Below are 11,612 nucleotides of genomic sequence, written 5' to 3'. Positions count from 1 at the left end.
TTGGATGTAAAATGCCTCCAAGCAAAAACCGTGCCTCCTTGGGAGGAAGCTGTTTTTTGTTGTTTCTTAGCTTATTAAAAGTTAGTATGTGACAAAAAGGAACAAAAAACAATTGATTTTTTGGCATTAAAGTGCTAACATCCAATTAATAACGAAAGCAATCCTTCAGGGCAGGGTGCGATTCCCTACCGGCGGTGATGCAGGAAAGTGTAAGGACACATGTCCAGTACTTGATGCAAAGTCCGTGACCTGTCTGCCTTTGGCAGATGGCTGATCTGGTGTAATTCCAGAACCGACAGTATAGTCTGGATGGGAGAAGGAGAGGTGCAGACCTAACAGGTTTGCATTCAGCAGGAGTATTGCTGCACAGTCACTATTCGTGATGTTTTGCACTGTGCAGGGAAGATCCGGATACGTCGGACAGTTCCATACATATGCCACACTATAGAAGCTCTTTACCTGTAATTGATGTTCATTAAGGTATGTGTCTATTTTCACTTGCCCGAAATGCATTTTTGGGCAAAGTGTTGGCGTGCTGTATCCATTTCACTCCTGCTGTTGACATTTGTCTCTCATCATCCCCATCGAACTGATTGTTCGACGGGGATTTTTTCATAATTAAGACTAAGACTTTAAACCGCGGGGTGAACGGATTTGGAAATGATCAATGATGAATTTTATATGGCACTGGCACTTGATATGGCGGAACGAGCACAGGGGCAGACAGGAATTAATCCGGTCGTTGGATGTGTAGTTGTGAAAGAGGGGCGTATAGTAGGCCTGGGAAGCCATCTGAAACGTGGAACCGGTCATGCGGAAGTGCATGCACTGAACATGGCAGGAAGCGACGCAGAAGGCAGTACGGTATATGTTACACTCGAGCCCTGTAGTCATTATGGCAAGACGCCACCTTGCAGTGAACGCCTGATTCATGAAAAGGTGAAACGTGTCGTGGTATGTTGTGAAGATCCAAATCCGCAAGTATCCGGCAAGGGCATAAGCATGCTCCGTCAACAAGGCATTGAAGTTGAAGTTGGTGTATTGCGTGAGCGTGGCAGACGTATGAATGAAAAATTCATTAAATTTATTACAACGGGTCTACCTTTCGTGACACTGAAGACGGCTACAACTTTGGATGGAAAGATTGCTACTCGCAGCGGAGACAGCAAGTGGATCTCCAACGAGCCTGCTCGTGAGATTGTGCATGCGCTTCGTCATCGTCACCAGGGAATTATGGTTGGCGTCGACACGGTAATCGCCGATAATCCGGAGCTTACAACCCGTTTGCAAGTGGAAGGCATTAGTCCGGTACGCATTGTGGTGGATTCCAAGCTACGTCTTCCAGTAGGTGCCAAAATGGTTAAGGATGGTCTTGCTCCAACATGGGTACTGACCACAGATGAAGCCAGTCCTGAAGCTGCTGAACGTTTGGAAGCCTACGGCGTCGAAATTATACGCTGTGGTCCTGGACCACGTGTGGATCTGTTAAGCGGACTTAGCAAGCTGGGTGAGCGTGAGATTGGTTCGATTTTGCTTGAAGGTGGAGGCACCCTTAATGGAGCCATGCTGGAGGCACGGTTGGTTGATCGACTGCTCATGTTTATCGCTCCGAAGATTGTGGGCGGTTATGATACACCTGGAAGCTTCCGCTTCGAGGGTGTGGAGCGTATGAATCAGGCGATTCAATTGAATCAGCTGGAAATCGAACAAGTTGGAGATAATATCAGCATTGGCGGTATTCCGGTGTGGCCTGAATAGATAAATGGATCATAGCAGTAAGTTAGGGTCCTCAGAAATCAACAAGGGAGGCGGCAGCATGTTTACCGGTTTGGTGGAAGAAGTCGGTCAGATTCGGCGTATTGGTCGGAAAGGCGAAGCGATGGTCCTGAATATCGGAGCTTCCGCCATCATGGACGATCTGAAGATTGGTGATAGTGTAGCAGTAAACGGCGTGTGCTTAACTGCCACAACGCTCGAAGGTGGAGGTTTTACCGCCGATGTAATGCCTGAAACGTATCGCCATACCAATCTCAGTCAGTTGCAGTCTGGCAGTAAAGTTAATCTGGAGCGAGCCATGCAATCAGGCGGCCGTTTTGGCGGACATATCGTTCAAGGCCATGTCGATGGTACTGGAGTGATCGGCAGTATAACTCGTGATCAGAACGCAATTGTGTTTGAGATCAAGCCGGAGGATCACCAGTTGTTCAAATATCTGATCCCCAAAGGGTCAGTTACACTGGATGGCATTAGCTTGACCGTTGTCCATACGTCGCAGACCGCATTCACGGTTTCCATTATCCCACATACGATTGGTGAGACTGTACTAAATGTGAAAAAGACAGGGGATACCATCAATATCGAATGCGACATTTTAGGGAAATATGTGGATCATCTGCTGCAGTATGGGAGAGGACATCAGGAGACGGGTGCTGGCAAGCCGCGCAGTATCAGTGAGGATTTTCTCGCCAATCACGGATTTGCATAAATAGAGAACAGAAATAAACTGGAGGTGGACCAATGTCAGAACAATCCATTCTGGACACAATAGAAGAAGCCATATACGATCTCATGCGTGGTAAACCCGTCATTGTTGTGGATGATGAAGATCGGGAGAATGAAGGCGATTTTATTGCTTTGGCCGAAAAGGCGACACCTGAAGTCATTAATTTCATGATTACTGAAGGTAGAGGTCTAGTCTGTGTTCCGATTACACAACAACGTGCCGACGAACTTAACCTGAAACCCATGGTTCAACAAAATACGGATTTCCATGGAACAGCTTTCACCGTCTCTGTGGATCACAAAGATACCACAACAGGTATCTCGGCACATGAACGTTCCATTACTGTAAAAGGTCTGATCGATCCTGAAGCGAAAGCCGGGGATTTCCGTAAGCCTGGTCACATGTTCCCGTTGATTGCAAAAGACGGCGGTGTGCTTCGTCGTGCAGGACATACGGAAGCAGCTGTAGACCTCGCCATCATGTGTGGTTCGTATCCCGCAGGCGTGATCTGTGAAGTGATTAAGGAAGATGGCACGATGGCCAGACTTCCGGATCTGCAGGAGATTGCTCGCAAGCATGACCTGAAGCTGATCAGCATTCAGGACATGATTCGTTACCGTAACGAAAAAGAACAGCTGGTTCAACGTGAAGTGGCTGTACGCATGCCAACAGACTTTGGTGAGTTCCAAGCGGTGGCCTATACGAACGCTGTGGACAACAAGGAGCATGTGGCTCTGGTCAAAGGTGAGATTGATGGTTCCAAACCCGTACTAGTACGTGTACACTCTGAATGTTTGACAGGCGATGTATTCCATTCTCATCGTTGTGACTGTGGTCCGCAGTTTGATGCGGCACTCAAACAGATCCATGAAGAAGGCAATGGCGTGCTGCTCTATATGAGACAGGAAGGTCGGGGCATTGGGCTGATCAACAAACTCAAAGCCTACAAGCTGCAAGAGGAAGGTCTGGACACCGTGGATGCAAACCTGAAGCTGGGTTTTGCTGCCGACTTGCGTGATTACGGAATTGGCGCCCAAATTCTGAAAGACCTTGGCGTTCGTCAGATCAGATTGCTGACAAACAACCCTCGTAAAATCAAAGGCCTTGAAGGATATGGACTTGAAGTCGTAGAACGTGTCGCGATCCAGATGGAGGAGAACGAGGATAATACGGTGTATCTTCATACCAAGCAAGCCAAGCTTGGGCATATGCTTAAGTTTGATGATATCGAGCAGAACGAAGAGTAAATGCGTTGTAGGTGAAAAACTTTTACCATGTAATTTATGGAAGTGATTACTTAGGAATATCTGTTGCTTACATTATATTATACCGTTAGGGAGATGACTTGAATGCCACAATTTTTTGAAGGACATTTAGTATCAGAAGGATCAAGATATGGAGTTGTTGTTGGACGTTTTAACGAATTCATCACGAGCAAATTGCTTAGCGCAGCACTTGATGCATTCAAACGTCACGGCGTGCAGGATGATGAAGTGGATGTAGCCTGGGTTCCAGGTGCATTCGAAATCCCTTTGATTGCGCAGAAAATGGCGGAGAGCGGCAAGTATGATGCGGTGATTACCCTGGGAACCGTTATTCGTGGATCAACTACGCATTATGATTATGTGTGCAACGAGATGGCTAAAGGGGTAGCAGCAATTAACCTGAAAACAGGCGTGCCTACAATCTTCGGTCTGGTTACCACTGAAAATATTGAACAAGCGATTGAACGTGCCGGAACCAAGGCGGGTAACAAAGGTTGGGATGCAGCTACGGCGGCAATTGAGATGGCAAACTTGACGAAACAGCTAAAATAGTGCTTATTTAATAGTAGTGCCCTGCTTTGCGCAGACGAAAACGGGAATCCGGATTCGGACGGCTTAGCAGGGTTTTGTATTTTTCTGGCGGGAGGATTCGTCTAGTGACGGTAGTTACATACAAACTGGAGACTTTTGAAGGGCCTTTGGATCTGCTGCTTCATCTGATTGATAAGGCTGAAATTCATATCCAGGATATTCCCATCAGCGATATTACCGATCAATACATGGCGTATCTGCATTCGATGCAGGAACTGGAACTGGATATTACGAGTGAATTTCTGGTCATGGCAGCAACGCTGCTGTCGATCAAGAGCAAACTTTTATTGCCCAAACCACCGGTAATTGAGGATTTCGAGGATTATGATTATATGGAAGAAGAAGATTATGATCCACGTGCAGAGCTGATTGCGCGTCTGATAGAATATCGCAAGTACAAGGGAATTGCGCGTCATCTTCATGAACGGGAGTGGGAACGAAGCCTTATTTTTTCCAAAGAGCCCGAGGATCTGCGCCCCTATATGCCTGTAGAAGCCCCTTCTAACCCTGTTGAGGGATTACACACCTCTGACCTGATTGCTGCATTTCAGAAGGCGCTACGCAAGGCTGAGAAGCGTACAACTGTAACCCGGATCAAACGGGATGAAATATCGGTTAAGGACCGGATACGGGATGTCATCGGCGCTTTGGAAAGTATGGGGCCGGGAGGCAGACTTTTATTCTCGAAGTTGATGGATGAGCATATCTATCGCCATGAGATTGTCGTGACTTTCTTGGCGGTGCTGGAACTGATGAAGATGAAGCAGATTGTCTGTTATCAGGAGCGGATGTTTGAGGATATCGTTATGGAGTGGAGAGGGGAAACAAAGAATCATGGATTTTCCGAAATTGAAATCGATTATTGAAGGCCTGCTGTTTTTGTCCGGAGAAGAAGGTCTGAGTATCAAACAAATTGCCGAGATCGTCGATCAGCGAGTGGAGCTTGTAACGGACGCGATCGAGGAGATGATTCTTGAATTTTCACAGCAGGGACGAGGTGTACAGATTCTTAAAATCGCCGGCGTAGTCCAGCTGGGAACCTTGCCTGAGCACGCTGTGTATTTTGAGAAACTGGCGTACTCTCCAGCACGAACGTCCTTATCGCAGGCGGCTCTGGAGACGCTAGCTATCGTGGCGTACCGGCAGCCGATTACCCGTGTTGAGATTGAGGAAATTCGCGGTGTGAAATCGGAGCGGGCTATTCATACACTTGTAAATAAGGATCTGATTATTGAAGTGGGACGAGCCGAGGCGATCGGGCGACCAATTCTGTATGGAACGACTAAGTCATTCCTGGATTATTTCGGACTGGCTTCACTTAAAGATCTTCCGGAACCAGGCTTGTTCGAAGATTCGGAAAACCTGGAGGAAGAGACACAACTGTTATTCAACAAACTGGATCTGCAACAACTGGAACCGGAAAGTGCTGATCCGGCGGATGATCTAAGTCATATCGACAGCGAAGACGATAACACGGATTCTTCACTCTAATTTGCAGGCTCATACTAACCGACACCCATCAGTGGAGTCGGTTTTTTTTGTGCGTTGTTTTTAGATAAACGGTGAACAGGACCGGTTCCAAACAAATATGAAATGGGATTTTTAGGTCAGACGTGAATTTTTTCCTATCCAGAGTGCCATACTAGACGAGAAAAGAATTGAGGGCTTGGAGGTAAGGCCTGTGTGGATTTGGCTTGGAGGAATCGGTTTATTGTTCGCATTGCTGATTGCCGCAGTCCTCATCTCAAATGTTCATGTACATTTTACATTCAGTAAACATAAAAGTGATGATTACGCCAATATTAATGTTCGTCTTCTCTATGGAATTGTACGGATTAACTATGAAATCCCGAGTATTGTTTTTCGTAATATGAAGGAAGGTTTCCTGGTCAAGACCGAACAATCCATGAATCATTCCAGAGGGGAAGCACATGGAAGTGAACGGGTTAACAAACGTAAGGTCAAGAAATGGACCAAAGATGTAAAGGTTATGCTAAGGGCGACCGATGCGCTCAAACTGTGGCTCAAGCAAACACTCACACGTGTACATATGACTCAATTGTCTTGGTCCACCCACATCGGGGTTGGTGATGCAGCATATACAGCGGTGCTGACGGGCTGGGTGTGGAGTATAAAGTCCATTATCATTGGTTTTCTCACCTATCAGATCCGTTTCGATGATACACCCGTGCTTCAGGTTATGCCGGTATGGTCAGATGAGATGGAGTTCAAAACAGAGCTCGATTGTAGAGTGAAGATTCGAATTACAGCCCTTTTGGTCGCTGGAGTTACGCTACTCACCCGTGTACTCCAAGTCGAAGGCGGATGGCGGATGTGGTTCAAATTTCTTCAGGAACAGCGCCGTAGGCATAAGGAGAAGCAAAAGAATAAGCTTAGTGGGACCACACTATAGTTGTCCATTACAGCTACTTTGTTTTGAAAAATGAGTTGTGAGTTCGGTGAGTATACTTCAATTGCTTATTTACATAAGTCCCTTCATGTTTGGGGATGATATGGTTAGATCAAACCTAGCTTACATTGAAACTGGAGGGAATTTAAATGTCAGATCATCCAATTCAAGGCTTAATGGAAACCGCTATGGAAAATATCAAGGCCATGGTGGATGTCAATACAATTGTTGGTGATGCAGTCGAAACACCAGATGGTACCGTGATTTTGCCAATCAGTAAGGTGGGATTCGGATTTGCTGCCGGTGGTAGTGATTTTCACGTTAATGGAGAAAGTAGTGGCAAAAGTGGTGCTACGGGTACCTCTACTGAACATGCGAGTTCAGCTAAAGTGGCTTCTCCGTTTGGTGGCGGTAGTGGTGGTGGGGTATCCATACGTCCTATCGCGTTCCTGGTCGTAGGTAAACAGGGGGTACACATTGTACCACTCGATAACTCAACACATCTGTTTGAGAAACTCATTGACTCTACCCCTTATGTCCTGGACCGAATTCAAGGCATGTTCCAACGTAATACAACACCAACGAATACTACAGGTGTACCCGTTACACCAGATCCATCAACGTATAGCTGAATCATTTCGTCATGATCCCTCCCGCATCCCAGCGAGAGGGATTTTTGCTGTTTGTAGAGCAAAGGGGGAGTGTTTTTTCAGAGGTTTCTGTAATACATGAGACTTATGTCTGTGATCCGCCTAACCTAGACATGAAATAGGTTATTGAAGGGGGAACGTTAATGCACAGAGACACTGTTTTTATGGTTTTGTTTGGTTGGCTGCTATCGGCAGTCGTGTATTTGGTAGGGGGAATTGATCACCTGTTTATTGCAGTGACCATTTTTGTGGGGCTGGATTACATTACAGGGGTGCTGTCTGCATGGTATAGGAAGGAGTTATCCAGCAGGGTTGGATGGTGGGGGCTTGCTCGTAAGTCATTGACATTTGTTTTTGTCATTATTGCACATCAACTGGATATGGTTGCAGGCAATTCCAATGATTTCATGAGAGATGCAATGTTAATGTTCATTATCGGTACGGAAGGAATCAGTATATTGGAGAACCTGGGGAAACTGGGCCTGCCTGTACCGAAGTTTATCACTTCAGCTCTCTTTAAGCTTCGAGGTAATGAAGATCAAGTTGAAGACAAGGAGAAGATGTAATGATACAGATTACCAAGGATTACATACCTGTTAATAAATACAGTCGAGCCGGGCTGAAATTAAAAGCGAAACGTGGAATTGTGATGCATTATACGGCTTCTCCTGGGGCGCCCGCCAAGAACATTAGCAAGTACTTTGCAAGTCTGGCACAGCAAGATTCCAATAAAGCAGTGAAAGGCCGTTATGCAAGTGCACATTTCTCGGTAGATCGAACTTCGATATACAACAGTCTCCCAGATGATGAATTAGCTTATCACTGCGGGAGTGCAACATACACGAAGGAAGCTCTAGCCAAGCTTGGGACATATCCAAACAATAGTACAGTGGGCATTGAGATGTGCATTGAAAAAGATGGTAGTATCCATGAAGATACATTTAATAACGTTGTAGACCTCGCGGTATACCTAATCAGGGAACGGGGCTTCCCACCCGTCTTCTTCACACATAAAGAAGTGGTAGGATGGAAGGAATGCCCACTCCCATGGATTAAACAACCAAGTGAATATGAAAGATTTAAGCAAGCAGTACATACAAAATTAAACCCGCTGCAAGAAATAGCAGTCACGGAGGATGATGAAATGAATACCGTTCTGGATTACGCACAATGGGCCTGGAATGAACTTGATCAGTTTATTGGAGATGCCTACAACGACAAAGTAATTGACGATTGGGCATGGGTAGAGAAGGTACGTAAGAAGAAATTGACTTATGGAGAGTTATTGTTGCTGAAGGTTTTAATTGATGAGCGCAGACGTAAAAAAAGCCTGACCTAAAGTGTATCTTAAAAAAAGGCTATACCTGCCTGCTTGTTAACCAGGAGTTAAAGTGAGCTGGATCTTTCAAAAAATAAAAATGTTGTATAATCACGATATGATCAGGATACTCAAATTCATATTGGGTTTGAATCGAGGAATCATCGACGACTCCAATAACAGCGGGTTGATTCGTTTCGATCACATGTGTTGGTTTGGCTGGGCTCATACAACCATCCTTTCGTTTATTAAGTCAGGGTCAACAGGGGCGATGGAGATGTCCATGGTCCCTAGATGACCTATACGAGGCAGGATGGAGAAGGTTAAGCTGAATGGCAAAACTGGTTGAAAAATTAAATATAGAAAAGCAGAACCCCACGTCATTGACATGTGGGGTTCTGCTTATGAAATTACTCTTTTGAGAACGTGTCCAGGGCCTCATCTGTAAGATGGAGTTCTGCGAAAGCCCTGCATATCTTTTGGAAAGATCTAATCGTATTTGTCTCGTACAACATCTCAATAGGATCAAAGCCTAACATGACAAGCGAATCCACAAGTTCTGTCTGATCTACTTCAGTATGATGGAGCGCTTCAAGCATAGTTTCAATAACTGCTAAAAATAAAATGGCTTTATTCACTGTCTCGATCGGTGTCCCCTCCTTCGTAATACTACTAGAATAAGCGGAGGCGGACGGAAAATAACGAGAAAGTCCAATTTCTCAGTGATGGATCTATTCAATCTAAAAGTGTGGAGAGAATATTTGGTTGATGTAAATTAAAATCTGATGATAAGTTCTCCCTTTGTATGTAAGATTAAGCCTTTTCGTTTACTTCGTGGAGAATGGAATCAATTAATTCATCATCAATCAGGGTACTAGCTTTTTCGAGTGCCAATAGAATACCTTGCGGTTGTTCAAAGAAGACTGTAGACAGGATGGGGGCAACCTCATCTAGATTAATCTTCCCGGCTTTGACCATACTGATCAAGGCAACAACGATCTCGTGTCCCTCTACGTTACCTTCCATAAATCTTGTTCTTAAATGAGTTGCTACTATTTCTGTCTTTGACTGCGAGTACGCCATTACATTTCCCTCCAACGGTTCGAATATCTTAGCAGAGCTCCTCTTCATGCAAGTTTAAACCAGGTTAGATTAGGAGTTATCTTAACAATAATAAGGCAGATAGTTTAAATTATCAACAGCCACTAAGGCGATAAAATTCGATTAGAATCACAGTTTTATCCAGTAAAAAAGACCCGAAAAGGGTCATTTTTTGGGTCTGCCTTCCCAATAGTCGGGAAATCCGTTGTAATCCCATGCGTTCAGATTTTCGGTGTCGGCTTGAATGGCAACATCTGCTCCAGAACCAAAATCCACACCTACGGTGTGCAGTTCTTTCGCCTTAATAGCCAATACTTTGCCGGGTGCACCTGCGCATATTAGAGCGAGCTTCCACGGTGTGTGTTGGTATATATGTTCCATTTGTTTGGATGCCATGCTCACATGAGACCAGGAGGGGCAGTCTACCGTTCCGACGATACTTGTCCACCCGTATCTCCGCTCCAGCACTTCTCTAAATTGCTCGGCCTTGGCTCCGCAGATCAGAATAGGCATATTCTTGAATGTTTCATAGAATAACCTGAATCTGGCGATGTAATTATTCTCAAAAGCATAGAAGGTCTCCTTCGGTTCAACCTTGTAAAATGCAAGGCACATATCGAATAACGGCTTGAAATACCAGTGATCTGTCTGGATCAGGTGTCCGACGTAATCCGCTTTTCGCAGGCAGTGTACAATAATTTCTCTTGCACTCGCATTGGGTAAGGTTATACCGCAATAGGTAGGATCGTTCAACCAGCCGTAATGAGACTTGATGAAATCCATGGTCAGAACGGTATCGTGAGCCAGAATAGTGTTGGAAGCATCCCCAAATCGAACAGAAGCATGGGCTTCTCCATCAGAGGCCATTTGGAACCAGTTATGGATTAACTCGACAGTCCCGAGCATGCATTTCACCTTCTTCCCATGTGTGAATAATGGTTTCTTCGCTATACATATTCATCAACTCCTTCTGTACTAGAATAGGAAAATTGCTTCGTTCTCTCTCTTCTTTTGAGGAATTATCCCTTTTTTGTTCAACGTGCGAAGGTTATTGAGGAACAGTCTAGACTAGGTAAAAAGGGAGAGGGGATGGACTGTGAAAAACGTATTTATAGGTAGTCCTGTGCGAAACCGAGCTTGGATTATGGAACGGCACCTGCAATCACTTGAGCAACAAACAGTGCAGAAGCAATATATGTACATCTTGAATGATAGTGAAGATCAGACGGAGCACATCCTTGATGATTGTAAGATTCCTTATCTGACTCACAATCTGGGGAGAACATATGGTCATATGCGTGGACAATATTCCTATCACAATCTGGCGTTGTTAAGAAATATGCTTCTGGATGAGTTTCTGAAATCGGACTGTGATTATCTGTTCTCAATTGATACGGATATCATTATTCCTGAGCATAGCCTGCAACAATTAATAGATAATGACAAGGATGTATGCTCCATGCTTATACGAAATCATCCAAAGTTGAAGGCTCATAATGCCATGATTGGCGGAAAACATATACCTGAATTCAAAATGGGCTTGTTCCCAGTAGATCTGACAGGTGCCGTATATTTGATTAAGCGTGAAGTGATCGAAGCAGGCGTGCGATATGCCATGCATCCAACAGGTGAAGATGCACCATTCTGTGAGGAAGCACGAAAACTGGGGTTCGAACTGTTTGTAGATACTCGGTTGCGTCCCGTTCATGCCTATGCGGAAGGGGTAGAGTTGATTGCTTAATTGGCTGCTTCGTAGAAAACAACGAGAAAATCC

15 protein-coding genes and 1 riboswitch are annotated in these 11,612 nt (G+C 45.0%); of the genes, 11 read left to right on the top strand and 4 right to left on the bottom strand.

Going from position 1 to position 11,612, the window contains the following annotated elements; all coding sequences use genetic code 11:
- Positions 1-157: 157 nt before the first annotated feature.
- Positions 158-325: riboswitch (FMN riboswitch) on the top strand.
- 329 nt (positions 326-654) lie between these two features.
- The 10 genes from ribD to NYE45_RS19015 all read left to right on the top strand — a co-directional run bounded on the left by ribD (position 655) and on the right by NYE45_RS19015 (position 8,758).
- Positions 655-1,758 carry a bifunctional diaminohydroxyphosphoribosylaminopyrimidine deaminase/5-amino-6-(5-phosphoribosylamino)uracil reductase RibD gene (ribD, locus tag NYE45_RS19060; protein ID WP_062835230.1) on the top strand — a complete coding sequence of 368 codons (1,104 nt, stop codon included), beginning with the start codon at positions 655-657 and terminating at the stop codon, positions 1,756-1,758.
- Between the two features lie 58 nt (positions 1,759-1,816).
- Positions 1,817-2,485, top strand: coding sequence for a riboflavin synthase (gene ribE / locus NYE45_RS19055; RefSeq protein ID WP_340013628.1), 669 nt, complete (start codon positions 1,817-1,819; stop codon positions 2,483-2,485).
- Between the two features lie 32 nt (positions 2,486-2,517).
- Positions 2,518-3,750 (top strand): bifunctional 3,4-dihydroxy-2-butanone-4-phosphate synthase/GTP cyclohydrolase II, encoded by a 1,233-nt coding sequence (locus tag NYE45_RS19050; protein WP_017687650.1) that lies wholly within the window; start codon positions 2,518-2,520, stop codon positions 3,748-3,750.
- 102 nt (positions 3,751-3,852) lie between these two features.
- Positions 3,853-4,320, top strand: coding sequence for a 6,7-dimethyl-8-ribityllumazine synthase (gene ribE, locus NYE45_RS19045; protein ID WP_017687651.1), 468 nt, complete (start codon positions 3,853-3,855; stop codon positions 4,318-4,320).
- 104 nt (positions 4,321-4,424) lie between these two features.
- Entirely contained in the window at positions 4,425-5,225 is an 801-nt protein-coding gene (locus NYE45_RS19040) for a segregation/condensation protein A (protein ID WP_017687652.1), read from the top strand.
- Positions 5,194-5,850 (top strand): SMC-Scp complex subunit ScpB, encoded by a 657-nt coding sequence (gene scpB, locus NYE45_RS19035; protein ID WP_340013627.1) that lies wholly within the window; start codon positions 5,194-5,196, stop codon positions 5,848-5,850. Before NYE45_RS19040 ends, scpB begins: the two co-directional genes overlap by 32 nt.
- A 190-nt stretch (positions 5,851-6,040) precedes the next feature.
- Positions 6,041-6,772, top strand: a complete 732-nt coding sequence (locus NYE45_RS19030) for a DUF2953 domain-containing protein (protein WP_340013626.1) — start codon at positions 6,041-6,043, stop codon at positions 6,770-6,772.
- A 146-nt stretch (positions 6,773-6,918) separates the two neighbouring features.
- Positions 6,919-7,401, top strand: coding sequence for a GerW family sporulation protein (ytfJ, locus tag NYE45_RS19025; RefSeq protein ID WP_340013625.1), 483 nt, complete (start codon positions 6,919-6,921; stop codon positions 7,399-7,401).
- A 161-nt stretch (positions 7,402-7,562) separates the two neighbouring features.
- Positions 7,563-7,985, top strand: coding sequence for a phage holin family protein (locus tag NYE45_RS19020; protein ID WP_339166371.1), 423 nt, complete (start codon positions 7,563-7,565; stop codon positions 7,983-7,985).
- A complete protein-coding gene (locus NYE45_RS19015) occupies positions 7,985-8,758 on the top strand; it encodes an N-acetylmuramoyl-L-alanine amidase (protein ID WP_340013624.1) in 774 nt (257 codons plus the stop codon). The genes NYE45_RS19020 and NYE45_RS19015 overlap by 1 nt, the downstream gene beginning before the upstream one ends.
- Before the next feature lie 19 nt (positions 8,759-8,777).
- Here the strand turns inward: NYE45_RS19015 and NYE45_RS19010 are convergent, their stop codons facing one another.
- From NYE45_RS19010 to NYE45_RS18995, 4 genes are all read right to left on the bottom strand, one after another.
- Positions 8,778-8,966: a hypothetical protein gene (locus NYE45_RS19010; RefSeq protein ID WP_340013623.1), complete on the bottom strand. Its 189-nt coding sequence runs from the start codon at positions 8,964-8,966 to the stop codon at positions 8,778-8,780.
- A gap of 181 nt (positions 8,967-9,147) precedes the next feature.
- The gene (locus NYE45_RS19005) at positions 9,148-9,375 is read right to left on the bottom strand and encodes a hypothetical protein (protein WP_036607823.1); all 228 of its coding nucleotides are present in this window, start codon (positions 9,373-9,375) and stop codon (positions 9,148-9,150) included.
- A gap of 175 nt (positions 9,376-9,550) precedes the next feature.
- A complete protein-coding gene (locus NYE45_RS19000) occupies positions 9,551-9,820 on the bottom strand; it encodes a hypothetical protein (protein ID WP_340013622.1) in 270 nt (89 codons plus the stop codon).
- Positions 9,821-10,003: 183 nt separating this feature from the next.
- Positions 10,004-10,744, bottom strand: coding sequence for a GT-D fold domain-containing glycosyltransferase (locus NYE45_RS18995; protein WP_340013621.1), 741 nt, complete (start codon positions 10,742-10,744; stop codon positions 10,004-10,006).
- A 190-nt stretch (positions 10,745-10,934) separates the two neighbouring features.
- Here NYE45_RS18995 and NYE45_RS18990 point away from each other — a divergent pair, with 190 nt between their 5' ends.
- Positions 10,935-11,579 (top strand): hypothetical protein, encoded by a 645-nt coding sequence (locus NYE45_RS18990; protein WP_340013620.1) that lies wholly within the window; start codon positions 10,935-10,937, stop codon positions 11,577-11,579.
- Positions 11,580-11,612 lie beyond the last annotated feature (33 nt).

This window comes from Paenibacillus sp. FSL K6-1318 (assembly GCF_037976905.1).
In the GTDB taxonomy this organism is placed as follows: domain Bacteria; phylum Bacillota; class Bacilli; order Paenibacillales; family Paenibacillaceae; genus Paenibacillus; species Paenibacillus amylolyticus_A.
The sequence above is the reverse complement of the archived record's forward strand: the minus strand, read 5'-3'. Positions and strand labels throughout refer to the sequence as shown.